This is a genomic window from Pseudomonas sp. MWU12-2345 (assembly GCF_023242385.1).
Taxonomy (GTDB): domain Bacteria; phylum Pseudomonadota; class Gammaproteobacteria; order Pseudomonadales; family Pseudomonadaceae; genus Aquipseudomonas; species Aquipseudomonas gingeri_D.
The window spans coordinates 1-24,547 of record NZ_JALLJA010000002.1; the positions used below are offsets into that span (position 1 = coordinate 1).

Annotated in this window: 20 protein-coding genes; 9 read left to right on the forward strand and 11 right to left on the reverse strand. The window is 61.8% G+C overall.

Going from position 1 to position 24,547, the window contains the following annotated elements:
* From M5C71_RS06335 to yjiA, 3 genes are all read left to right on the forward strand, one after another.
* Positions 1-1,393 (forward strand): carbon starvation CstA family protein (locus M5C71_RS06335; protein ID WP_248767493.1); only part of this gene is annotated, 1,393 nt, incomplete at its 5' end.
* Positions 1,394-1,408: 15 nt separating this feature from the next.
* Positions 1,409-1,606 carry a YbdD/YjiX family protein gene (locus M5C71_RS06340; protein ID WP_017123431.1) on the forward strand — a complete coding sequence of 66 codons (198 nt, stop codon included), beginning with the start codon at positions 1,409-1,411 and terminating at the stop codon, positions 1,604-1,606.
* Positions 1,607-1,743: 137 nt separating this feature from the next.
* Positions 1,744-2,730 carry a GTPase gene (yjiA, locus tag M5C71_RS06345; protein WP_177099323.1) on the forward strand — a complete coding sequence of 329 codons (987 nt, stop codon included), beginning with the start codon at positions 1,744-1,746 and terminating at the stop codon, positions 2,728-2,730.
* Between the two features lie 260 nt (positions 2,731-2,990).
* Here the strand turns inward: yjiA and M5C71_RS06350 are convergent, their stop codons facing one another.
* The 6 genes from M5C71_RS06350 to M5C71_RS06375 all read right to left on the reverse strand — a co-directional run bounded on the left by M5C71_RS06350 (position 2,991) and on the right by M5C71_RS06375 (position 11,889).
* The gene (locus M5C71_RS06350) at positions 2,991-3,659 is read right to left on the reverse strand and encodes a GntR family transcriptional regulator (RefSeq protein WP_248767494.1); all 669 of its coding nucleotides are present in this window, start codon (positions 3,657-3,659) and stop codon (positions 2,991-2,993) included.
* A gap of 25 nt (positions 3,660-3,684) precedes the next feature.
* Positions 3,685-4,395, reverse strand: coding sequence for an FCD domain-containing protein (locus M5C71_RS06355; protein ID WP_248767495.1), 711 nt, complete (start codon positions 4,393-4,395; stop codon positions 3,685-3,687).
* A 98-nt stretch (positions 4,396-4,493) separates the two neighbouring features.
* Positions 4,494-5,807: a C4-dicarboxylate transporter DctA gene (locus tag M5C71_RS06360; protein ID WP_103497059.1), complete on the reverse strand. Its 1,314-nt coding sequence runs from the start codon at positions 5,805-5,807 to the stop codon at positions 4,494-4,496.
* 407 nt (positions 5,808-6,214) lie between these two features.
* The gene (locus tag M5C71_RS06365; protein ID WP_103497058.1) at positions 6,215-6,454 is read right to left on the reverse strand and encodes a hypothetical protein; all 240 of its coding nucleotides are present in this window, start codon (positions 6,452-6,454) and stop codon (positions 6,215-6,217) included.
* Between the two features lie 232 nt (positions 6,455-6,686).
* Positions 6,687-7,940: a serine hydroxymethyltransferase gene (gene glyA, locus M5C71_RS06370; protein WP_103497057.1), complete on the reverse strand. Its 1,254-nt coding sequence runs from the start codon at positions 7,938-7,940 to the stop codon at positions 6,687-6,689.
* Between the two features lie 97 nt (positions 7,941-8,037).
* Complete coding sequence (locus M5C71_RS06375; RefSeq protein WP_103497056.1) at positions 8,038-11,889, reverse strand: bifunctional diguanylate cyclase/phosphodiesterase; 3,852 nt, start codon at positions 11,887-11,889, stop codon at positions 8,038-8,040.
* 294 nt (positions 11,890-12,183) lie between these two features.
* Here M5C71_RS06375 and ettA point away from each other — a divergent pair, with 294 nt between their 5' ends.
* Positions 12,184-13,848, forward strand: a complete 1,665-nt coding sequence (gene ettA / locus M5C71_RS06380) for an energy-dependent translational throttle protein EttA (RefSeq protein WP_100941451.1) — start codon at positions 12,184-12,186, stop codon at positions 13,846-13,848.
* A gap of 58 nt (positions 13,849-13,906) precedes the next feature.
* Here the strand turns inward: ettA and M5C71_RS06385 are convergent, their stop codons facing one another.
* A complete protein-coding gene (locus M5C71_RS06385) occupies positions 13,907-14,401 on the reverse strand; it encodes a GreA/GreB family elongation factor (RefSeq protein ID WP_248767496.1) in 495 nt (164 codons plus the stop codon).
* Between the two features lie 304 nt (positions 14,402-14,705).
* On the opposite strand from M5C71_RS06385, the gene M5C71_RS06390 reads away from it, so the two are divergent.
* A complete protein-coding gene (locus M5C71_RS06390) occupies positions 14,706-15,077 on the forward strand; it encodes a hypothetical protein (RefSeq protein WP_248747482.1) in 372 nt (123 codons plus the stop codon).
* 13 nt (positions 15,078-15,090) lie between these two features.
* On the opposite strand, the gene M5C71_RS06395 is transcribed toward M5C71_RS06390, so the two are convergent.
* On the reverse strand, positions 15,091-16,944 hold the full coding sequence (locus M5C71_RS06395; RefSeq protein WP_248767497.1) for a DUF4105 domain-containing protein: 1,854 nt from the start codon (positions 16,942-16,944) through the stop codon (positions 15,091-15,093).
* 75 nt (positions 16,945-17,019) lie between these two features.
* A complete protein-coding gene (locus M5C71_RS06400) occupies positions 17,020-17,508 on the reverse strand; it encodes a DUF3015 domain-containing protein (protein WP_100941447.1) in 489 nt (162 codons plus the stop codon).
* Positions 17,509-17,782: 274 nt separating this feature from the next.
* Between M5C71_RS06400 and M5C71_RS06405 the strand changes: the two genes are divergently transcribed.
* The gene (locus tag M5C71_RS06405) at positions 17,783-20,221 is read left to right on the forward strand and encodes an ATP-binding protein (protein ID WP_103497053.1); all 2,439 of its coding nucleotides are present in this window, start codon (positions 17,783-17,785) and stop codon (positions 20,219-20,221) included.
* Between the two features lie 303 nt (positions 20,222-20,524).
* Positions 20,525-20,845, forward strand: a complete 321-nt coding sequence (locus M5C71_RS06410) for a hypothetical protein (RefSeq protein WP_103497052.1) — start codon at positions 20,525-20,527, stop codon at positions 20,843-20,845.
* 14 nt (positions 20,846-20,859) lie between these two features.
* On the opposite strand, the gene M5C71_RS06415 is transcribed toward M5C71_RS06410, so the two are convergent.
* Positions 20,860-22,686, reverse strand: coding sequence for a hypothetical protein (locus M5C71_RS06415; RefSeq protein WP_248767498.1), 1,827 nt, complete (start codon positions 22,684-22,686; stop codon positions 20,860-20,862).
* Positions 22,687-22,855: 169 nt separating this feature from the next.
* On the opposite strand from M5C71_RS06415, the gene M5C71_RS06420 reads away from it, so the two are divergent.
* Positions 22,856-23,344 (forward strand): TIGR00645 family protein, encoded by a 489-nt coding sequence (locus tag M5C71_RS06420; protein ID WP_103497050.1) that lies wholly within the window; start codon positions 22,856-22,858, stop codon positions 23,342-23,344.
* Between the two features lie 109 nt (positions 23,345-23,453).
* Positions 23,454-24,071, forward strand: a complete 618-nt coding sequence (locus M5C71_RS06425) for an FKBP-type peptidyl-prolyl cis-trans isomerase (protein WP_103497049.1) — start codon at positions 23,454-23,456, stop codon at positions 24,069-24,071.
* A 129-nt stretch (positions 24,072-24,200) separates the two neighbouring features.
* Here the strand turns inward: M5C71_RS06425 and M5C71_RS06430 are convergent, their stop codons facing one another.
* Positions 24,201-24,458 carry a hypothetical protein gene (locus M5C71_RS06430; protein ID WP_248767499.1) on the reverse strand — a complete coding sequence of 86 codons (258 nt, stop codon included), beginning with the start codon at positions 24,456-24,458 and terminating at the stop codon, positions 24,201-24,203.
* Positions 24,459-24,547: the final 89 nt, after the last annotated feature.

A 24,547-nucleotide genomic window follows, 5' to 3' on the forward strand; every position in this document is an offset into this window, starting at 1 on the left:
CATTGTCGGCGTGCTCCTGTTGCTCGGCTCGATCTGGCTGGGCGGGCAGATTGCCGCCGACCCTGTGTGGGCCAAGGCCTTCAGCTTCACTGGCGTACAGATCACCTGGATGCTGGTCGGTTACGGTTTTGTGGCAGCAGTGTTGCCGGTCTGGCTGATCCTGGCGCCGCGCGACTACCTGTCGACCTTTCTCAAGATCGGCACCATCATCGCCCTGGCGATCGGCATCCTGATCACCATGCCCGTGCTGAAAATGCCGGCGCTGACCCAGTTCGTCGACGGCACAGGTCCGGTCTGGAAAGGCGGCCTGTTCCCGTTCCTGTTCATCACCATCGCCTGTGGTGCCGTCTCGGGCTTCCACGCGCTGATTGCCTCGGGGACCACGCCCAAGCTGCTGGACAAGGAAACCAACGCCCGCTACATCGGTTACGGCGGCATGCTGATGGAGTCCTTTGTGGCCATTATGGCGATGGTCGCCGCTTCGGTGATCGAGCCAGGCGTGTACTTCGCCATGAACAGCCCGGCGGCGGCGGTCGGCAGTGATGTGGTGACGGTGGCACAGACCGTCACCAGCTGGGGCTTTGCGATCACCCCTGACGCCCTGCTGGCCGTGGCCAAGGACATCGGTGAAACCACCGTGCTGTCACGTGCCGGCGGTGCGCCGACCCTGGCGGTCGGTATCGCGCAGATCCTCCACCATGTCCTCCCCGGTGAGAACAGCATGGCGTTCTGGTACCACTTCGCGATCCTGTTCGAAGCACTGTTTATCCTGACGGCGGTGGATGCCGGTACCCGTGCCGGACGTTTCATGTTGCAGGATCTGCTCGGCTCCTTCGTCCCGGCGCTCAAGCGCACCGAGTCGTGGACCGCCAACCTGATCGCCACCGCCGGCTGCGTGGCCATGTGGGGGTACCTGCTGTACCAGGGCGTGATCGACCCGTTGGGCGGCATCAACACCTTGTGGCCGCTGTTCGGTATCTCCAACCAGATGCTGGCCGGTATCGCGCTGATGCTCGGCACCGTGGTGCTGATCAAGATGAAACGCCAGCGCTATATCTGGGTGACCTTGCTGCCTGCCGCCTGGCTGTTGATCTGCACCACCACCGCCGGCTTTATCAAGCTGTTCGATGCCAATCCGGCCATCGGTTTCCTTTCCCTGGCGAAGAAATACAGCGTAGCGTTGGAGGCAGGGCAGGTGATCGCCCCAGCCAAGGACATCAACCAGATGCAGCACGTGATCTTCAATGCCTATACCAACGCGGCGTTGACGGCACTCTTCCTGTTTGTGGTATTCAGTGTGCTGTTCTATGCCATCAAGGTCGGTGTCTCGGCCTGGGGCAACAAGGAACGCACGGACAAAGAAACCCCGTTCCAGGCCGTGCCTGAAGCGTAAAAGAGGAATACCGCCATGTTCAACGACCTGAGTCGCCTCGGTAAATACCTCGGTCAGGCCGCGCGCCTGATGGTCGGCATGCCCGACTACGACACCTACGTCGAGCATATGCAGAACAAGCACCCGGACAAGCCGGTCATGACCTACGAGGCGTTCTTCCGGGAACGCCAGGAAGCCCGTTATGGCGGCAAGGGCGGGCCGAAGTGCTGTTGACCCGGGTGTCGCTCTTTTGAGGGCGTACCGGGTTATTCAAGGCTGAACACTGTCACTGTGGGAGCCCGGCTTGCCGGCGATGGCGATCTTGCGGACGCCATCGCCGGCAAGCCGGGCTCCCATCGTTTTTTTAGCGTATGGGAGATTTCTGTTTGTCAGTTCCTATTCCTGTGACCGTCCTGAGCGGTTTCCTCGGCGCCGGCAAGACCACCTTGCTGCGCCATCTGCTCAAAGCCGAGCACGGCCTGAAAATCGCCGTGATCGAGAACGAATTCAGCGACGCCGGCATCGACACCCAACTGCTGGGTGCCGAGCCGGTGCAAGTGATGACGCTGTCCAACGGCTGCGTCTGCTGCACCATTCACACTGACCTGACCAAGGCCCTGTATCTGCTGCTGGAGCGCCTGGACAGCGGCGAAATCGCCTTCGACCGGCTGGTGATCGAGTGCACCGGTTTGGCCGACCCGGCCCCGGTGGCGCAGACCTTTTTTATCGACGAGGAATTGCGCGAGCGTTATCTGCTCGACGGCATCATCACCCTAGTGGACGCGGCCCATGCCGAGCACCACCTGACCCAGGCCATCGCCCAGGCGCAGATCGGTTTTGCCGACCGGCTGCTGGTGAGCAAGCGTGACCTGGTGGATGAAGCGACGTTTACGGCCTTGAGCGAACGGCTGACGCGGATCAATCGCCGGGCACCGATCCGTATCGTCGAGCACGGCAACATTGATCTGGCCGAACTGCTCGATGTGCGCGGCTTCAATCTCAATGCCGACCTGGGTGGCGGCTTGAGTTTGCGTCCGGTCAGCAAGGCCGCATCCATCGACCGTATTTCCAGCCTGGTGCTGCGTACCGATCAGCCGCTGGATATCGACAAGCTCAGCGAGTTCATGAATGAGCTGCTGGAAGATCACGGCAAACAGTTGCTGCGCTACAAGGGCGTGTTGAATATCGCCGGGGAGCCCCGGCGCATGGTGTTCCAGGGGGTGCTCAAGCTGTACGGTTTCGACTGGGACACCGAGTGGGAAGAGGGCGCGGCGCGGGAGAGCGTGATCGTGTTTATTGCCGATGACCTGCCGGAAGAGAAGATTCGCGAAGGCTTTGCGAAGGTCGCGACGGCTTGATGTGAGCACTGTGGTGACTGGGCAAACCCTGATGCCGTTCAGTTAAGGCCGAACACCGTCCTTGTAGGAGCATGGCTTGCCAGCGAAGGGGGCCTCAAGATCGCTAAAAGCTTCGCGGGCAAGCCCTGCTCCTACAGGTTAAGTGGCGTTTTCAATATTCCATTCCCCTCGACATGAACGGCATTAAGGCAAGCCCGCTCGCCACGGTTGGGTCCGCGTTTAACTGGGACGGCTGGCTTCCTGGGGAGATTTTGGCGGACTCAGGACCACTGCAGGACGCCAAGCTGATCCAGATACTCCGTCAGCCATTCGACGCCGACTCCCGCATTGCCGTTCTCCACGGCATTGACGATGGCCTCACGTACTCGCCAGTCCTCGTTGCGCGCCGAATGTTGCGCCAGGGCCAACCCGGTCAGCGGCACCAGCCCGCTGAGAAAGTGCGCCAGGGGGGCGTTGCCGGCCATCCTCGCCAATTCCAGATGAAACTCGCCCCCCAGCCTTGTCGCCGTGCTCTGCCGGCCAGTTTCGGCATTCTGGCGTTCACGGGCGACCAGCGTGCGAAGCGCTGCAAACGTCAGTCCAGCGGACTTGGCGCAAACCAGCTCGATAACGCTGATCTCGGCCAGCCGCCGCGCTTGCAGGGTCTGGCGGATCTGTTCGGCGTCCGGCTCGGCGACCCGGGCGCGTTGGTTGGGGCGGGTAAGAATGATCTGTTGCCGCGCCAGACGGCTCATGACCCGGCGCACCTGGCTGCGACCCGCGCCGTAGACGCGGATCAGGGCCTCTTCACTCAACCCCTCGGCAAACTGGCGGTCGAGGATGTCTTCGAACACCTGGGCGTAGAGTGTCTCGGCGCAGAAGGACGGGCCTTGTGGCGGCACCACGGTACGCCGGGCGGTGAAGGGCAGGGATGTCGCAACGCTGTTCATATCCGGTCTCCCCTTGGCGGGTGGGTTATTGCTCGGTACTGCCCAGATGGTCGTCCGGGATGGTGAGTTCGATGCCCATGCGCCGGCCTTCCTGGAGGATATGGCGACGCATTTCCGCGCTGGCCAGGGCGCTGTTCTTGTTGCGGATGGCGCGCACCACGGCTTCGTTTTCCAGCAGGCGTTCGGCCAGGTGTTCCGGCGAATTGCGCAGGACCTCGGCGCTCTGCTTGAGGGCGTTGCTGGTCTGTTGCACCACGTTCTGGAAGATCGGGTTGGAGGTCAGGGCGAACAGCTCTTCATGGAAGGCGATGTAGGCGTTCATCCCGGCTTCGCTGTCGTCGGCCTCCAGGGCTTCGCGCATGTCCATCAGGGTCAGGCGCAACTGGCCGACTTCCTTGCTGCTGATGGACTGCGCCACCAGCCCGACGATAAACGGCTCCAGGGTGTAGCGCAGTTGCAGCACATCTTCGAGGCTGGCGTCGGCCACGCCGCTGTGGGCGGTCGAGGTTTCGCTGGGGGCGGCGTCGAGCACCACCACCCCTTTACCCGGCATCGAGCGCACCAGGCCAAGGGTTTCCAGCACGGTCACGGCTTCGCGCAGGCTCGGGCGGCTGATACCCAGCTGTTCGGCCAGTTCACGCTGGCCCGGCAGCATCTCACCACGGCGCCACTGGCCCCGGGCCAGGGCCGCCCGGAGTTTTTCTACGACTGAATTGACAACGGTTGAGGTAATCACGGTGTACTCCAGATAAAACGGTGAGGCCACGACCCGAGGCCGGCGCTTGTTTCGCGGGCCTGGGGCCAGTACCGGCGCCCGTCCCCGGGCGCCTGGCATCAAAACTCCTGCTGATGAGCCGGTGTTGCCGGCTTTCTCGGCGTAAAGGCATAACCTTGCTGGCCATCGAGGACCTTGTGGGCCCGCTGCACATCGATGTCCTTTTCCCAGCGGGCGATGGCCACGGTCGCCACGCAGTTGCCGACCAGGTTGGTCATGGCCCGGCCGATGCCCATGAACCAGTCGACCGCCAGCACCAACACCAGCCCGACCACCGGGATCGCCGGAATGGCCGTCAGGGTGGCGGCGAGGATCACCAGGGCCGAGCCGGGAATACCGTGGGCGCCCTTGGAGGTGATCAGCGACACCAGCAGGATGGTCAGCAGGTCGGTCAGCGCCAGCGGGGTGCCGGTGGCATTGGCGATAAAGACGATGGCCAGGGTCAGGTAGATCGAGAAACCGTCCAGGTTGAACGAGTACCCGGTCGGGATCACCAGGCCCACCGTCGAACTGCCTATCCCCAGGTGCTCGAGCTTGCGCATGACCTGCGGCAGCACGGCATCCGAGGACGCTGTACCCATCACGATCAGCAGGTCTTCGCGCAGGTACTTGAGGAAGGGCAGGATCCGCAGGCCGGACAGGCGCATCACCAGGCCGAGGATCACCAGCACGAAGCACAGGCAGGTCACGTAGAACAACGCCACCAGGCTGCCGAGCTGGCGCAGCGAGTCCAGGCCGTAGGTGCTGGTGGTGAAAGCGATGGCGCCGAAGACGCCAATCGGCGCCAGGCGCACGATCATGCCCATGATGCGGAAGATCACGTGGCTGAGTTCATTGATCAAGCGGGAGATGCCTGACGCCGACTCGCCCACCAGGTTCAGGGCGCTGCCGAACAGTACGGAGAACAGCAGGACCTGGAGAATATTGTTGTCGGCAAAGGCGCCGATCACCGAGTTGGGGATCAGGTCCATCAGGAACTGCGTGGTCCCGCGCATATGCTGGCCACGGTCGGCGAGGTCGCCCAGGGCCACCTTGGACAGCTGCTCCAGGTGAATATTGGCGCCACTGCCGATGCCGGTGGAGAAGGCCAGGATCAGCCCGATCAACAGGGCGATGGTAGTCAGGACTTCGAAGTAGATCACCGATTTGAGGCCGATTCGCCCGACTTTCTTCAGGTCGCCGGCACCGGAGATGCCACTGACCACCACGCAGAAGACGATCAGTCCGATCAGCATCTTGATCAGCTTGATAAAGCCGTCGCCGAGGGGTTTGAGTTGGACGGAGAATTCGGGAAGGGCGAGTCCGCAGATGATGCCGAGCACCAGTCCAAGGACAACCTGAAGGAAAATCGAACGCGAGCACCATCTGAGCATGGGGAGGATCCTGGTCGGCGTTCCGTGATCTGTGCCTGTGGCCGCAGCTTCGGAACTTAATTGTTGTGGTCTTACCGGTATGTCCAGTGCGGGGTCAGTCTACGCCCGGTTTTTCCGGGATAACAAGAGGTTTTCGCAAAATTGGTAGGACCGGTCTGACCGGTGGTGCCAGTCCTGTAGGCGCTGGCTTGCCGGCGAAGAGGCCCGCAAGAGCGACGCAAGCCTCAAGACCGCCATCGCCGGCAAGCCAGCTCCCACAAAGTGGTGCTCCACTGCAGAGAGATTGCTTTGCTACGGGGAGGGCAACTGGCGGCGAATTTTCTCCAGGCGAAAAAAAGCCCGGTCATCGCTGGCCGGGCTTTTGGAGGGGGACCGAGTGGCCGCGGGTTGACGGCACGTCTTCGGTTCTAGAAGCAGCGAACAGTTTCAGCCTGGAGATACTTGCGGGCCATTTTGACTTCCGCACCTTGCGCAGTGGTCGCGAGCATTCTTTCGTGGGCGACGTCGACGCCTTGTGGTGCTTGGGGTGAAGGCGTGAGTGCAAAGCAGTTGTACTCGTTATCCGTGGTGGTGTCTGCGTGTACGGCCGTGGTGAACGCGATGCTGAATACGGCCAGTGTGGCGCCTCGGATAATGGGTTTTATCATGGCTGAAACCTCGTTTTGAATGAGGTATCAGCATGTCCTTTACGCATCGCCAGACGTATTGGCGAAAGTCGTCACTGACCGACAGGCGTTTCCGTCTGTGAATGTGAAAGCTGATGGCAAGGTGTAAAGGCTTTGCTTTTACAGGCGACAAAAACACCAATGCCCCGACAAGTCGGGGCATTGGTTTCAGTCCACCGGCCTGTCGGCCAGGTGGGCTTTCAGCGAACCGCTATCAAGCGCCGTAAACCGGCAGCTTCTTGCAGATGGCCTTGACCTTCTCGCGAACGGCGTCGATCACCGCTTCGTTGTTCAGGTCAGCCAGGATGTCGCAGATCCAGCCGGCCAGTTCGCGGCAGTCGGTTTCCTTGAAGCCACGGGTGGTGACAGCCGGGGTACCGAAACGCAGGCCGGAAGTGACGAACGGGGAGCGTGGGTCGTTCGGCACCGAGTTCTTGTTCACGGTGATGAAGGCTTTGCCCAGTGCGGCGTCGGCGTCTTTACCGGAGATGTCCTGCTTGATCAGCGAGAGCAGGAACAGGTGGTTCTTGGTACCGCCGGAAACCACGTCGAAACCGCGTTCGATAAACACTTCGGCCATGGCCTGGGCGTTTTTCACCACTTGTTGCTGATAGGCCTTGAACTCAGGCTGCAGCGCTTCCTTGAAGCAGATCGCCTTGGCCGCGATCACGTGCTCCAGCGGGCCGCCCTGGGCGCCCGGGAATACGGCGGAGTTCAGCTTCTTCTCGATCTCGGCGTTGGCGCGAGCGAGGATCAGGCCGCCACGTGGACCGCGCAGGGTCTTGTGGGTGGTGGTGGTGACCACGTCGGCGAACGGCACCGGGTTCGGGTAGACGCCAGCGGCGACCAGACCGGCCACGTGGGCCATGTCGACGAACAGGTAGGCACCGACTTTGTCGGCGATGGCGCGGAAACGTGGGAAGTCGAGGATCTGCGAGTAGGCGGAGAAACCGGCCACGATCATTTTCGGCTTGTGCTCGACCGCCAGGCGCTCGACTTCGTCGTAGTCGATCAGGCCATTGGCATCGATACCGTATTGAACGGCGTTGTACAGCTTGCCGGAGGAAGAAACGCTGGCGCCGTGGGTCAGGTGACCGCCGTGGGCCAGGCTCATGCCCAGGATGGTGTCGCCGCCTTGCAGCAGGGCCAGGTAAACGGCCGAGTTGGCCTGGGAGCCGGCGTGTGGCTGGACGTTGGCGTAATCGGCGCCGAACAGTTCCTTGGCACGGTCGATGGCCAACTGCTCAACCACGTCGACGTATTCGCAGCCGCCGTAGTAACGCTTGCCCGGATAGCCTTCGGCGTACTTGTTGGTCAGGACCGAGCCCTGGGCTTCCATCACCGCGGGGCTGGTGTAGTTTTCCGAGGCGATCAGCTCGATGTGCTCTTCCTGGCGCTGAGCTTCTTGCTCCATGGCGGCAAAGAGATCGGCGTCGTACTTGGCAATAGTCAAATCACGGCTGAACATGGCGGTCCTCAAGGATCGGGGGCAGAAAAGAAGGCATTCTAACCCAATGGCTTTTATCTGGCATATGAAAGGGCATCATGTCGCGGATAAGCGGCGCTCAATCGAACATGAACAGCGCATCATTGCTGAACTGCGCTTCAAAGCGATTGGGCGCCATCGGCCGGCCGAACAGATAACCCTGTACTTCGTCGCAGCCGTGCTCGCGCAGGAAGTCGAGCTGCTCGTGGGTTTCCACGCCTTCGGCGATCACCGCCAGGTTCAGGCTGTGGGCCATGGCGATGATCGCCCGGGCGATCTGCGCATCCTGTTCGCCCGACGGCAGGCCGTCGACGAAGGTGCGGTCGATCTTCAGCACGTCGATGGGGAACTGCTTGAGGTAGTTCAGCGACGAGTAACCGGTGCCGAAGTCGTCCACCGCGATGCTCAGCCCGAGGTTCTTGAGCCCTGCGAGAATCAGCATGGCCTCGCTGACTTCGCGCATCAGGATACTTTCCGTCAGTTCCAGCTCCAGACAGGCCGGCGAGACACCGGTCTCCTTGAGAATATTGGCGATCCGCTTGCCCAACTGGCCGTCGGAGAACTGCCGCGCCGAGATGTTCACCGAGACCTTGGGCACCCGCACCTTGGCCAGGTGCCAGGCCTTGAGCTGGCGGCAGGCTTCGGTCAGGACCCAGTCACCGACATCCACCACCAGCCCCAGCTCTTCCAGTACCGGAATGAAATCCCCTGGTGGCACCAGGCCACGCCGTGGGTGGCGCCAGCGCAGCAGGGCTTCGGCGCCGGTCAGGCGCTTGCCGTCGCCGCTGAACTGCGGCTGGTAATACAGCACGAATTCGTTCTGCTCCAGGGCGTGGCGCAGGTCGCTTTCCAGCTCCAGGCGTTCCAGGGCGCTGGCGTTCATATCGGCCTGGTAGAACTGGAAGTTGTTCTTGCCGCGTTCCTTGGCGTGGTACATCGCGGTGTCGGCGTTTTTCATCAACTGGCTGAGCTCGCTGCCATCCTGCGGGCTCAGGGCGATGCCGATACTGGCGGTGACGAAGAACTCGCGGCCTTCGAGCACGAACGGCGTCACCAGGCTGGTGAGAATCTGCTCGGCGACATTGATGGCCCGGTTCAAGGCCATTTCCCGAGTGGCCCGCGGTTGCAGCAGGAGGGTGAACTCGTCGCCGCCCATGCGCGCCACGGTGTCGTCGTCGGCCACGCAGGCCAGCAGGCGGGTGGCCATTTCCTTGAGCATGCGGTCGCCAGCGGCGTGGCCCAGGGAGTCGTTGATCGGCTTGAAACGGTCCAGGTCGAGGAACATCAGCACTACCCAGGACTTCTGCCGCTCGGCCTGCTGCAGCGCGGTGTGCAGGCGGTCCTGGAACAGCGTGCGGTTGGGCAGGTGGGTCAGGGCGTCGTAGTAGGCCAGGCGGTGAATCCGTTGTTCGCTGGCCTTGCGCTCGCTGATATCGGTGAAGAAACACACGTAGCTGGCCAGGTCGCCTTCATCGTCGAGCACCGCGGTGATGCCGACCCAGGCCGGGTAGTGCTCGCCGTTACGGCGTTTGAGCCAGACTTCGCCTTCCCAGGTGTTGTGCTGCTCCAGTTGCTTGAGCACATAACGCAGGTGGGCTTCCTGCTGGTCGTCGACGGTGAGCAGGTTCGGCAACTGGTCCAGCACGTCGGCCACGGCGTAACCGCTGACCCGGCTGAACGCTTCGTTGGCCTGGACAATGTAGCCGGCCGGGTCGGTGATCAGGATCGCCGAGGTCGAGTGCTCGAAAACCGTCGCGGCCATGCGCAGGTCTTTTTCCGCCCGGCGTTGCTGGCTGATGTCGCGGCCGACGCCGAGGATGCCCTCGAAGGCGCCGTGTTCGTCCCACACCAGCACCAGGCGCAATTCGATGGGAATCTTGCGGCCGTCGGCTTTCAGGCAGTCGAACAGGAACAACTGGGTCTGCACTTGTTCGCGCAGTTCGGTCAGTTCCTCGGGTTTGTCCAGGGCCTTGCTGACCCGCTCCATCAACAGGTAGATGCCATTGAGTTGCTGTGGGTTGGCAATGGTCGACTGCCAGCCATGCTGGAACACCCAGTCGACTTCATAGCCGAGCACCGCATGGACCGACGGGCTGACGTAGTTCAGGCTCAGTCGGCTGTCGGTGGAGAAAATCACGTCGCTGATGCTTTCGGCGAGCATCCGGTAGCGTTTCTCGCTGTCGCGCAGGGACTCGCTGGCCTCGATCTGGTCGGTGACGTCCTTGGCCACGCCGATGATGCGCGTGACCTGGTCATACTTGTCCCGGGCCAGGGCCTGCTCGCGGACCTCGAAGTGCCGCCAATGCTCGTTGCGATGGCGGAAACGCAGTTGGCACTGGAGCAACTGGCTGTAACCGGCATGGCGCTGCTGCTGGCGCAGGCGATGATAGTGCTCGGCGTCTTCGGGGTGCAGCAGGATTTCCCAGAAGTATTCGCCCATCTGGTGCAGCTCGGTCTTGTTGTAGCCGAGGGTCTGGCCCAGGTGATGGTTGCTGAAGATCATCCGCTGGCTGATCACATCCTGCACATACAGGTGATCCGGCACGGTACGCACCACATCCGACCAGAAGCCCTCGCGTTCCAGCAACGACAGTTCGATCAGCTTGCGGCTGGTGATATCGGTGATGCTGAGGATCACCGAGGAATAGTCGCTGGCGTCCTCCGGCAGGCGCATGACCAGCCACAGGTGCTGGTCCTGGCCTTGGCCGGCGCTCAGCTTGATCTCCAGTTCCAGCTGGTTCTGGCGGTTGAGCAGCGCTTCGACCAGCGAGTAGCCGATACCGGCGGCATTGCTCGGGCAGCCGTCGATCAGGCATTGCCAGGCGCTTTCACGGGAATCGACATTGAGCAGGCGCAGGGCCACCAGGTTGACCTCGGTGATCCGCAACTCCTGCATCAACAGCCGGCGGTGCTCGGGGTCGTGGGCGATCCAGTGCTTGAGCGACTCGCTGTCCAGCAGGCGATGCTGTTCGAGGAAAACCGGCAGCCCGGAAAGGTCGAGGACGCACAAGGCAACGCCGGTACCCTCGAAAATATCCTGGTAGCGCCGGCGTCCTTCAGTGACCTGCAACTGGCGCCGCCGCATGTTGAGCAACGCCAGCACCGGCAGCAGCGACAACCCCAGCCCCAGCAGGCATTTGCCGATCAGGGCCGGCAGCAGGTCCTCGATCACCTTGCGCGGGTCGAACAGGCCGCGCAGTTGCCAGTCGCTGTTGGACAGCGGCGTGACCAGCACGCTGTTGGCCTCTTCGTCGGCGCTCAGCGGCACCGGCGTGGGGGCGATATCGTCGTCCCGGCTGATCACCAGGTGATTGTTGCGGTTTTCGATCAGCCAACTGGCCCCCGATTCCTGATTGCCCGGGCGGGTGAGGTCCTGGAACAGCCGGGGCGACAGGCGCAGGACCCAATAGCCGTTGCTCTCGCCGCTGGCCTGCTGCAACAACAGGTGAACGGCCGAGCCGTGATCGTCATTGGTGAAGTAGTAGGTCTGCTTGCGGTTGCTGTGCTTGACCTGTTCGACGAGGAAGGCGGCGTCATGGCTGTCGGTAGCGCTGTCGCTGATCAGGGCGCCCTTGGCGTCGAGCAGGGCGATGCTTTGCAGGTCCGGCATCGACACCCGTACCCGGTCGAGCAAGGCCAGGAGTTCTTCGCGGTTGTTGGGTTTGTCGACGATCGGTAGTAGATTGAGGGCGATCTGCGCATTGAGCGCCATGTTCAGGCTGACGCGCTCGGCCAGGTCGGCGCTCGAGTCGATGCTGTTCTGGCGTTGCAGTTGGCGGGTTTGCTGGAATTGATCGATCAGTTGCCAAAACAGCAGGACGAGCAGGAACAGCACCAGCGTGGCCAGTATGCCTTTGAGTGTCCCGCGCAGCGGTGGAGTCGAGGCCGGGTTGGCTGCGCGCGCGGACGATGGCGGATTGGCGTTGGTCAAACTGTGATCCTGCGGTTGGGCTGGATTGGCGCGACATGCACTATAAGCCGGACGCCCGAAGGGCGGCTAGCATGCCTTGAGTTGTGGCAAAGTGCCAGTCCTGTTCGACCGAGCGGTTTGCCCTGTCTGCCGCATTCAGGTAGTTTTACCGGTTACGCGCCAGCAATTCACGCTCCCTATGTAAGGGTATCGACCGGTGCGGCCATGGATTGAACTCTTGGCTGGCACACGGGGCCTGTTCACTGCGGGTACCGCTCGCGCCCTTATTCATCTGTCACTGACGCTAGGTTCTCCATGGCTCAATACGTCTTCACCATGCATCGGCTGAGCAAAGTTGTTCCGCCGAAGCGGGAAATCCTGAAAAACATCTCCCTGTCGTTTTTCCCGGGCGCCAAGATCGGTGTGCTCGGCTTGAACGGTTCGGGTAAATCCACTCTGCTGAAAATCATGGCGGGTGTCGACACCGAATTCGACGGTGAAGCCCGGCCGATGCCCGAGCTGAATATCGGCTATCTGCCCCAGGAGCCGCAACTCGATCCGAGCAAGACGGTCCGTGAGGTGGTCGAGGAAGCGGTCAGCGTGATCAAGGACGCCCAGGCCCGCCTGGATGAAGTCTACGCCGCCTACGCCGATCCTGATGCCGATTTCGACAAGCTGGCCGCCGAACAGGCCAAGCTCGAGGCGATCCTGCAGGCCAGCGACGGCCACAACCTGGAACGCCAGTTGGAAGTCGCCGCCGATGCGCTGCGCCTGCCGGCCTGGGACGCCAAGGTCGAACACCTGTCCGGCGGTGAAAAGCGCCGTGTGGCCTTGTGCCGCCTGCTGCTCTCGGCCCCGGACATGCTGCTGCTCGACGAACCGACCAACCACCTGGATGCCGATTCCGTGGCCTGGCTGGAGCACTTCCTGCACGACTTCCCGGGCACCGTGGTTGCGATCACCCACGACCGTTACTTCCTGGACAACGTCGCCGGCTGGATTCTCGAACTCGACCGCGGCGCCGGTATCCCGTACGAAGGCAACTACTCGGGCTGGCTGGAAGCCAAGTCCGATCGTCTGGCCGCTGAATCCAAGCAGCAGTCGGCCCATGAAAAGGCCATGAAGGAAGAACTGGAGTGGGTGCGCAAAGGCGCCAAGGCTCGCCAGTCGAAATCCAAGGCCCGTCTGCAGCGTTTCGAAGAAATGCAGTCGCAGGAATTCCAGAAGCGCAGCGAGACCAACGAGATCTATATCCCGGCCGGTCCGCGCCTGGGCGACAAGGTCATCGAATTCAAGAACGTCAGCAAGGGTTATGGCGACCGCGTACTGATCGACAACCTGTCGTTCAGCATGCCCAAGGGCGCGATTGTCGGCGTGATCGGTGGTAACGGTGCCGGTAAGTCGACCCTGTTCCGCATGCTGATGGGCAAGGAAACCCCGGACTCGGGCAGCATCGAGATCGGTGAAACCGTGCAGCTTGCTTGTGTGGACCAGAGCCGCGACGACCTCGACGGCAGCAAGACGGTGTTCCAGCAGATTTCCGACGGTTCCGACCAGATCCGTATCGGCAACTACGAGATTCCATCGCGCACTTATGTGGGGCGCTTCAACTTCAAGGGTGGCGACCAGCAGAAGTTCGTCAAGGACCTGTCCGGTGGTGAGCGGGGTCGCCTGCACCTGGCGCTGACCTTGAAAGAGGGCGGCAACGTCCTGCTGCTCGACGAACCGTCCAACGACCTCGACGTGGAAACCCTGCGCTCCCTGGAAGAGGCCCTGCTGGACTTCCCGGGCGCGGCGATTGTGATCTCCCACGATCGGTGGTTCCTGGACCGGGTGGCGACGCACATCCTGGCCTATGAAGACGATTCGCAGGCGGTGTTCTTCGAAGGCAACTACACCGAGTACGAAGCCGATCGCAAGAAGCGTCTTGGCGATGCCGCGGCCCAGCCGCACCGTGTACGGCACAAGAAACTGGCCTGATCGGGTCGTTGGTTGAAAAGCGGAGCCCCTCGGGGCTCCGTTTTTTTATTGCACGCCGCTAAGCCGGTTCGATCCTCACGATCTCGATCGACTGATCCCCCGCCGGTCGCTTCCATAGCACTTCATCCCCCAGGCGCGCACCCAGCAACGCCCGACCCAGGGGCGAGCCCCAATTGATCAAACCTCGAGGGGCATCCGCCTCGTCCTCGCCGACCAGTTGCACCTGCTGCTCTTCGTCCTGTTCATTGGCGAAGGTCACGCGACTGCCGATCTGCACCACCTCGGTGGAGGTCGCCGGCGTGGCGAGCTGGGCACTGGAGAGGCGTTGGTTGAAGTAACGCAGGTCGCGCTCGATATCGGCCTGGCGCTGTTTGTCGGCGGCCTCGTCCAGGGCGCTTTGCTGGCTGTATTCGGCTTGCAGCGCCGCCACGCGGGCGTGCAATTGCGCCAGGCCCTGTGGGGTGACGTAATTGGGCTGGGTACTGACCTGGCGCTCCACCGGCTGCTCGGCCTGGGCGGCGGCGTTGTCTTCGTTGACGAAGGCGCGGCTCATGGCAATCTCCCGTTCATGGGTATCCGACCATGCTCGCAGGGTTTGGGTTTGCCGGTATATCCGTAAGCGACCTGTGGTGGTTGGGCTTGCGCGCTGTTGGTTCTACACGTGGGGTTCAAGGTTTGAGGATGCGGCGCTGAAACGGCGGCGATGAGCGGTTTGTGGGTTCAGGTGGTAAATTTTTTCGGGCGCCAATCGTTTTTTTCGTTGTAGGGTAATACGACGCCGGGTGCTCTGCGCCGGGCGCTTCAGCCCCGCGCGGACGCGTGGGGGCGAGTGCAGTCAAAGAAAGCGAGTGTTGTGTATGAGTTGTTTCAAAACCCATGGCGTGGGTGTCGGCCTGACCTTGTCCGCCTGTTTCGCCGTGGGTGAGCCATTGCCCGAGAGCTCCCTGTTGGGCCGCTACGGTGTGACGCCGGACCAGTTGCCGGCGGCCACTCAGGTGGAGATGTCTGACGGGAAGTCACCCAGCCTGTTTCAGTTGAAGCCCGAGACACCGGTGGTGGATATCCGCTTCGGCGAGCGGATGGCGCCGGAGGAGGTGGGTAATATCACCATCGACAATATGGCCAGGCGCGATTATGAGCGTTGCCTGCGTTTGCACGCCGAGTTGCTGGAGCGCAAGTCCGACCTGCCGGCGGTGCAGTCCGGGCGACCGAACGTTCAATGCGAATAGCTCCCGCCGCCGCTCAATAGTGATACCACTTCACCTCCAGCATCACCTCGTTCTCCGGCGTGGCCAGCTTGCTGAACTCGCGCTGGGCGCTTAAGCGCAGGCCCAGGTTGCGCGACAGCGCCCATTGTTGGTTGAGGCTCAGGCTGCGACGCACTTCGCCATTGATGAAGTAGTCGCCCTTGGCCTCCAGGCTCAGGTTGCCCAGCGGGTTTTTCCACAACAGGCCGGTGTCGAACCCCGCCGCCGGCGAAACAACCGCCGCGAAGTCCGCGTTGTGTTCGACCCTCACAGTGCCCAGGGCAAACCCCAGCACATCGTCGCCCAATTGCCAGGTGCCGCCCGCGCCGCCGTTCACATGGCTGACCAGGGTCTGGTCGTCGTGCCGCCCCGGCACCCGTTCCAGGCCGCCGGTGACTTGCCACGACCACGGTTGCAACAGCGCATTGCGCGGCGTCAGCGAGCGAATGGTCGCCAGGTCCAGTTGCTGCAACTGCCAGTGATTGCCTTCGTACTGGCGCAGTTTCATCTGCAGGATTTCTATCTGTGCGCCGAGGGGAAAACTCTCGGCATTGTCGTTGAGGTCGTGATAGGCCATGCGCAAGCCATATTCGCCGAATGTCCGGCTGCCCCGGGTGCCGACCCCGGCCTGCCAGGTGCGGGACTCATGGCCATTTTCCGGCAGGCCCGGACGCTCGATCTGCAGCTCCGGCGGCGGGTTCTGGTTGATCGCCCGCAGCAGCTCGAAGCTGCGCTGGGCTTGTACCGGATCACGTTCCTGGCCATTGGCCCGGTAGCGTTCGAGTCTATAGGCGGCGTCGATGATCAGCGCCTGACGAGCCTTGGCCAATTGCTTGAAGCCGGCCGATTGCACTTGCTGCGCGTCGGCACTGACTTTCAGCACCCACTGCTGTTCCTCGGGATCCAGCGGTTTGGCCCGCTCCAGCAGTTCGCGCTCGCGGGATGGCCGGTAGTCGATCCTGTCCACCAGTCCCGCGTCCTTGACCGCCTTGACGGTGTCGGTGGGAATCGCGGTCAGCGGAAACTGTTCGGTCAGGTGCAGGCTCGGACGCGCCACCTGCAACAGTTCCAGCAGGCGGTAAGAGCAGTTTTCATCGAAGAAGAAGTAGTCGAACTGGATCTGCTTCAACTCCCAGACATGCTCGACCATGCGCTGGGTCTCTTCGGGCGTCAGGTTCAGCCGGTATTCCCACAGGTCGCGGTTCTCCAGGCTGCGGTATTCGGAGAGCTTTTCCTGGTAGGGCACCATGGCGAACAGGCCCGGATAACCCCCCGCCAGGCCTTTCCAGGCATAGAGGATGCTGTTGTCGGAACCTTCGATATAGGCGCCGAAGTTGATCGCGTAGCTGAGCAGGGCGGTCTGGTCGCGCTGCACACCGGCCGGGTCGATGCGCAGCAAAGTGTGGCCGAACATCGACGACGGGCTGTTCAGGTAGGCCGCCGGGAAGATCATCACCGTGCTGTGGGGCGCGACATCCTTGAACCACTGGTTGAATTCTGTGCAATCGGGGGCGGGCAGGTCGGTCAGCTGCAGTTGCGCCTTGAGCCAGCGCGTGCGGGCCGGATAGACACACTGGGGATGCTGGTTGCCGAGGCTGGCCGGGGCATAGAGGGCGTCGAGGGTGGCTTGCAGTTCCGCGTCCGGGTGATGGGCACCGTCGGCCGCGAGGAAATATTTTTTGTCGCTGACATAACTGCGCCAGCCGCCGAGCTTGGCCGTCTCGTAATGGCCGAGGGAAATCCACAACGGGTCATGGGCCAACTGCTGCAAACGCTGGGTGTCGAGGTGCGGTGCGGCGTACAGCGGGGCGCAGGCACAGAGCGCCAGGTAGGCAAGGCGTTTGAGCATGGTGGGCAACTGTTGTCAGACGAAAAGAGGCAACGCACACAAAAACCCGCTCCGAAAGGAGCGGGCGGGTCGAGCTTAAGCCTGGGTCGCGTACTTGGCCAGGCGCGGATCGCCTTTGAGGACCGCGAGGGTGTTGGTGTGCACATCGTCGGCGGTCACGTCAGCCTTGCTGAAGATCTGCTGGAAGTGCTCGTGGGTGACGGCCGCGAAATGCTCACGGTCTTCCGGGGCCACGCCAAGGACCACGGCGTAGGTGGTCAGGGCTTCGCCCTGGCCCTTGGCCATGTCTTCGGAAAGTTCGTTCATCATGCCGTTCATGGCGATCCAGGAGCGGCCGCCATAGGTCAGTGAGTCACGGGTGGAGCAGCCATTGGTGCCGGAGGTCATGCCGAAGGTGGCGTTGCCGGAGGTGCCGTTGGTGGTGGACGCCAGAATGTGGGCGGGAGTGCCGCGCTGGCCCTTGAACAGCATGTTACCCCAGCCGCAATCCGGCCCACCTGGCGCCTGGGCCATGGCATTGAGGGAGACAACCGTGAAGAGAGTACCCAGAAGAATCCGTTTCATAGCTTTGTTCTCTTTATGTGCGTGCCAATGACGAGGGGATCTGGCCTGGTTCAGGGCCAGTAGGCTGGTTATCAATCCAGCCTCGCACGTTGGAGTTTAGGCAGGTTCCAAGGGTTCCATTGTTTTTTCCTGATGTGAATGCGGGAAAGAGTTTGTAGTCCCTGTCTGAGGACTTTTGCCACGCCGTAGCGATTCAGTCATCGCTCGCCTTGCCAGTCAGGCATGGCGAGCGCCAGAATGCTTTCATCTGCCCCGCCTGATGTAAGGAAGCCCGATGCCTGATTCTGTTGCTGCCAGCTTGCGACTAGCGCCTGAAGCGCTGACCCGTCCTTTTTCCGCTGAACAGTTCAGCTTCTCTACCACCAATGATCTGGAGCCTTTTCGCGGTGTGCTTGGCCAGGAACGTGCCGTTGAAGCCTTGCAGTTCGGCGTGGCGATGCCACGCCCCGGTTACAACGTGTTTGTCATGGGCGAACCCGGTACCGGGCGTTTTTCGTTCGTCAAACGCTATCTGAAAGCTGAAGGAAAACGCCTACAGACCCCGTCCGACTGGGTCTATGTCAATAATTTCGACGAACCTCGCGAGCCACGGGCGCTGGAGCTGCCAGCGGGCGAGGCGGGCGCGTTCATCGCCGATATCAACGGCCTGATCGACAACCTGCTGGCGACCTTTCCTGCGGTGTTCGAGCACCCGTCCTACCAGCAGAAGAAGAGCGCCATCGACCGCGCCTTCAACCAGCGTTACGACCGCGCCCTGGATGTGATCGAGCGCCTGGCGCTGGAGAAGGAAGTTGCGCTGTATCGCGACAGCACCAATATCGCCTTTACCCCCATGAGCGAAGGCAAGGCCCTGGACGAGGCGGAATTCGCCCAGTTGCCGGAAGCCGAGCGTGAACGTTTCCATACTGATATCGCGGATCTTGAGGAGCGCCTCAACGAGGAGCTCGCCAGCCTGCCGCAATGGAAGCGCGAATCGAGCAATCAGCTGCGCCAGTTGAACGAAGAAACCATCACCCTGGCCCTGCAGCCTTTGCTGGCGCCGTTGTCGGAAAAATACGCGGAGAACGCGGCGGTTTGCGGTTACCTGCAAGCCATGCAGGTTTACCTGTTGAAAACCGTGGTCGAGCAGTTGGTCGACGACAGCAAGACCGATGCCGTGGCCCGCAAGCTGCTTGAGGAACAGTACGCGCCGAGCCTGGTGGTGGGGCAACCCTTCAATGGCGGTGCGCCGGTGGTGTTCGAACCGCACCCGACCTACGACAACCTGTTCGGTCGTATCGAATACAGCACCGATCAGGGCGCGCTCTACACCACCTATCGGCAGTTGCGTCCGGGTGCCTTGCATCGGGCCAACGGCGGCTTCCTGATTCTCGAAGCCGAGAAGATGCTCAGCGAGCCCTTTGTCTGGGACGCGCTCAAGCGCGCCCTGCAGTCGCGCAAGTTGAAGATGGAGTCGCCGCTCGGTGAACTGGGGCGCCTGGCCACCGTGACGCTGACGCCACAGGTGATTCCGTTGCAGGTCAAGGTCATCATCATCGGTGCCCGCCAGTTGTACTACACGCTGCAGGACCTGGATCCGGATTTCCAGGAGATGTTCCGCGTGCTGGTGGACTTCGACGAAGACATTCCCATGGTCGACGAGAGCCTGGAACAGTTCGCCCAGTTGCTCAAGACCCGCACTTCGGAAGAGGGCATGGCCCCGCTGACCGCCGACGCGGTGGCGCGCCTGGCGACCTACAGCGCGCGTCTGGCCGAGCACCAGGGGCGTTTGTCGGCGCGGATCGGCGATCTGTTCCAACTGGTCAGCGAGGCGGATTTCATTCGCCACCTGGCCAATGACGAGATGACCGACGCCGGCCACATCGAGCGGGCGCTCAAGGCCAAGGCCACCCGCACCGGGCGGGTCTCGGCGCGGATCCTCGACGATATGCTGGCGGGGATCATCCTGATCGACACCGCGGGCGCGGCCGTGGGCAAGTGCAACGGGCTGACGGTGCTGGAAGTCGGTGACTCGGCCTTCGGCGTGCCGGCGCGGATTTCCGCCACGGTGTATCCGGGGGGGAGCGGAATCGTCGACATCGAGCGTGAGGTCAACCTCGGCCAGCCGATCCACTCCAAGGGCGTGATGATCCTCACCGGTTACCTGGGCAGCCGTTATGCCCAGGAATTCCCGCTGGCGATTTCCGCGAGCATTGCCCTGGAGCAGTCCTACGGTTATGTCGATGGCGACAGCGCGTCCTTGGGCGAAGCCTGCACGTTGATTTCGGCCTTGTCGAAAACCCCACTCAAACAGTGTTTTGCTATCACTGGGTCGATCAACCAGTTCGGTGAAGTGCAGGCGGTGGGCGGGGTCAACGAGAAGATCGAAGGCTTCTTCCGGCTCTGCGAGGCCCGTGGCCTGACCGGTGAGCAGGGGGCAATCATTCCCCATGCGAACGTTGCCACCCTGATGCTCGATGAGCGCGTATTGCAGGCGGTGCGGGCCGGGCAGTTCCACGTGTATGCCGTGCGCCAGGCCGATGAGGCCCTGAGCCTGCTGGTGGGCGAGCCGGCCGGTGAGCCGGATGCCGATGGCCAGTTCCCGGAAGGCAGCGTCAATGCGCGGGTGGTGGAGCGTCTGCGGGTGATCGCCGAGATGATCAGCGAAGAGGACCTCAAGGAGGCCGAGAAGGAAGCCGCCGAGCAGGCATTGGCGGAGGTCAAGGCGTCCTGATTACGGCCCTGCAGGAGCAGGGCTTGCCGGCGAAGGCGTCCTTGAGGCCGCCAAAAGCTTCGCGAGCAAGCTCTGCTCCCACAGGTTCCGTTGTGTTCTCAAGAATTAAGCAGCGTGCAATTAAGTGTGTGCGGGAAAGGAGTCAAGGCTTTGGCGCATGCCAACCTGACGCCCGTTGGTCCTGCAAATCCTTGCTGCCTGTAGTTTTATTCTATTCTCTGGGCAAGGACCTCCACTGTAGTCACTGGACCGATGCAACCTCCCCCCGGAGGCTGAAGACAGGATCTACCGAGGGTCGCCGCCATGCCGCGCAACCTTTGTCTCACCCGCCAATGCCTGGGTCTCGTGACCCGTATCGAATGCAGTATTCGCCCGATTGCCGGCGATAACGGAATGTGGACCCTCCTGTTCGCCGCCGGAATGGCCGGCGAACAACCCTCGGCCATCAAGGCCCAGGGTCCGTTCCATGGCCCGGTCGTGGCCGAATCCATCCTTGAGTCGATTGTCGAAAGCCTGACCTTGCATGGCTATCAGCTGGCCGAGGACCCGCAGATCTGGAGCCTGCATTTGCAGGCCCAGCTACGGGAGATCAACGGCACGCGAGGCCGGGGCCTGGAACACTAGGCGCCAGCCCACGATCATTCGGCGGGGCCTGAAACCTGGGCCTTGTCGAGCTTGACCTCGAAACCGTACTCGACGGTGTTCAAGGCCGTGCGCTGGTAGCTTTCCAGCTGGGTCGGCTGCCCGTAGAAGTAGTGGACGTCATAGACCGGCGGCGAATCAGCCTTGTCGCTATGGCTGGTAGCGAGGATTTCCTTGAGGTAGTTGCCGCTGTCGTCCTTGGCGTAGAAGCGCCAGGACTCGGCAGGGAAGCGCTTCTGGTCGACGATCAGGGCGTTGCCCTTGAGTTCCAGGCCGGCGGGCAACTGGTGGGCGTCGAGGGTGTTTTTCTGGATATCGGCCAGGAACAACGGCATCGAGCCGACGGCATAGGCCGGCGTTTCCGGGAACAGGTTCAGGTCGTAGGTGATGGTACCGTCCAGCGGATTGACCTCGAAGGCCTCGGTAGGCAACTCCAGAGGCTCGCCGCGCTTGCCTTGTTCGTCTTCGGTGAAGAAGGTCACCGGACTGCCGCCGGGGGCGGTGGGCGTGCCAAGCAACTCGTCGTTGAAGGTCTTGGGGTGGTCGAACTCGATGTTCGCCGCGCTGGCATCGTCCACCGACTGACTGATGATCACGCTTTTTTTCAGCTTCTCGGCGTCCAGGTTGGCGTCCTTGAGATAGCTCGACGCCTTGTCGTCGTAGACCACCACCGGCATGGGCAACGGCTGGATATCCTTGCTGGCGGTGTTGTCGAACTGGCGTACCGGCAGGTCCAGCTCCTTGCGGTCGACCGTCGCCCCGGAAAAGTCCATCACGCTGATTTCCAGCTTGTCGATCATGCCGTTGAAGTAGACCCGGGTGTAGTGGCTGGTCTGCTTCGCCTCGAAGGCCTTTTGCTCGCTGTCGAGTTTTTTCTCGAAGGTGTCGCTCCAGCTCTTCTGTTTGAGCATTTCGTCCAGTTGCTGCTGGTAGAAGGCAATCTGCGCGGTGTTTTCGTTGATGGCGCCGGCACGGGAGAGAAATTGCCCGGTGCTGTCCATGGCCTGGACGATCAGTGGGTTGAGCGGGGTGTCGCCGACCTGGGGCGCCTGCACGGCGTTACCGCTCAGTTCGATTTCGGCATTGTTCTTGTCCAGCGATACCAGGGTGAGGCTGACGTTGTCGCGGCTTTGCAGTTTGCCGACGTCCTGGCGGGTCAGGTTGAAGGTCACCACCTTGCTTGGGGCGATCACTTCGACCTTGCCGTGCAGGGTCAGGGGCTGCGGCTGTTTTTTCGGGTCGACTTCCTGGCCTTCGACATACGGATAGGTGATCGTCAGGTCGTCGGGGTTGGTCATGTTCGAGCTGGAGGGGCTCAGTTGGATTCCGGGATCGGTTTCCGACCATTCAGGCTGGAAGGGGATCACCTGTTTGTTGCTCAGGGTCACCGACTGCCATTCCAGTGCATGGGGAAACGGGAATTCGGTGGGGTAGTTGAAGCTGAACGGAAAGATCGGCTGCAGGTCGGTCAGGTAGTCGGAACTGGCGGTTTTGCGCAGCACGAAGAGGCCGTTGATATAGGTGTCGGCCAGGGCCTGGGGACTGGGGTAGTGCTTGAGCAGTGCCAGGGCATCGTCGCTGTATTCGGTTTCGATGGGCTTGTCCCGCAGGCGCAGGCGGGCCCGTTCGAGCAACAGCAGGGAGCCGCCGAGGTCGGCCACGGCATCCTTGAGCTTGGGGTCTTGCAGGGTGTCGAGGGTTTTTTCGAACTGTGCGGTCCTTTCCTCGAGGCTGGCTTGGTGTGGCTTGTCTTTGGGGGAGCAGCCGCTCATCAGCAGAGCCACCGATAGCCCGAGGCAACCCAGGGGAAGTCGCAAATCCATTGTTCAGTTTTCCTGTACACAGTGCACACGCGATGTCGTTGATGCCGACACTAGCAGAAAATCGCCCTGGCGCAGCTGTCCCTATGTTGAACGAGCGCCTGTGGAGGGCTTTTTCCCTCGGGTTTTGGCGCTGGTATACTCGCGGCCATTTTCAGTTGGTATGAGATCCATGGAACGTTTTATCGAAAATACGATGTATGCCTCGCGCTGGCTGCTGGCACCGATTTACCTCGGACTGTCCCTGGGCCTGCTGGCCCTGGCGCTGAAGTTCTTCCAGGAAGTGTTTCACGTCATCCCCAACGTCTTTGCCATGGCCGAGGCCGACCTGATCCTGGTGCTGCTGTCGCTGATCGACATGGCGCTGGTGGGTGGCCTGCTGGTGATGGTGATGATTTCCGGCTACGAGAATTTCGTGTCGCAGATGGACATCGATGAGGGCAAGGAAAAGCTCAGTTGGTTGGGCAAGATGGACTCCACGTCGTTGAAGATGAAGGTGGCGGCGTCGATCGTGGCGATTTCCTCGATTCACCTGCTGCGGGTGTTCATGGATGCCAAGAACGTCGATCCGGTGCACCTGCAATGGTATGTGATCATCCACATGACCTTTGTCGTGTCGGCCTTTGCAATGGGCTACCTGGACAAGCTGACCAAGCACTGACCCCGCTGTGCTTGTGTGCTAGTCTGCTGGCCCTTTTTGGTTCCGGGTGCGTGGGGCAATACCTTGTTCGACAGGTGTTTCCCGCCGCAGCCCACAGCGGAGCAGTGTTATGTCCGAAGTAAATCTGTCCACCGACGAAACCCGCGTCAGCTACGGTATCGGCCGTCAGTTGGGTGACCAACTGCGTGATAACCCGCCGCCGGGCGTAAGTCTCGATGCGATCCTGACCGGCCTGACCGACGCTTTCCACGGCCAGCCAAGCCGCGTGGGCCAGGAAGAGCTGTCCGCCAGCTTCAAGGTGATCCGCGAAGTCATGCAGGCTGAAGCCGCTGCCAAGGCTGAAGCCGCGGCGGGCGCCGGTCTGGAATTCCTGGCGGAAAACGCCAAGCGTGAGGGTATCACCACCCTGGCTTCCGGCCTGCAGTTCGAAGTGCTGACCCAGGGCGAGGGCGCCAAGCCATCCCGTGAGGACACCGTGCGTACCCACTACCACGGCACCCTGATCGACGGCACCGTGTTCGACAGCTCCTACGAGCGCGGCCAGCCAGCCGAATTCCCGGTCGGTGGCGTGATCGCCGGCTGGACCGAGGCACTGCAACTGATGAATGCCGGTAGCAAATGGCGTCTGTACGTGCCGAGCGAGCTGGCTTATGGCGCGCAGGGCGTAGGCGGCATTCCGCCGCACAGCGTACTGGTGTTCGACGTCGAGCTGCTCGACGTTCTGTAAGTACCGCGCGACTGCTGTCACCGCTGTACTGTAGGAGCAGGGCTTACCCGCGAAGAGGCCGTCAATATTGCCAAAAGCTTCGCGGGCAAGCCACGCTCCTACAGTACGGTGTCGGCAGGGATAGGCGCGTCATAACTGGATCTTGGCATCCGGCTCCCCACTCGGGCGCAACGCCCGCGCATAGCAGAACAGAAACAGGTTCCGCACCAGTTCCTTGAGCACCAGCGGCTCGCTGGAACTCAAGCCGTTGACGTCCAGGTCGCCCTGGTCCTGCAGCTCGTTCAAGGCTTCTTCCTCCAGTACCGCACAGACCTCTCCCGTTTCCCGATGCAGGATGCGCAGGTAAGGGTGTGGGCGGTCCAGCCAGGCATCGATCAAATAAGTCATGGTCTCATCTCCTTGATGGGTTTCAATGAGAATAATTCTTATTCAAAGAATAGCAAGTGCCTATTGGCCGATAGGGGAGTTTTCTGTAG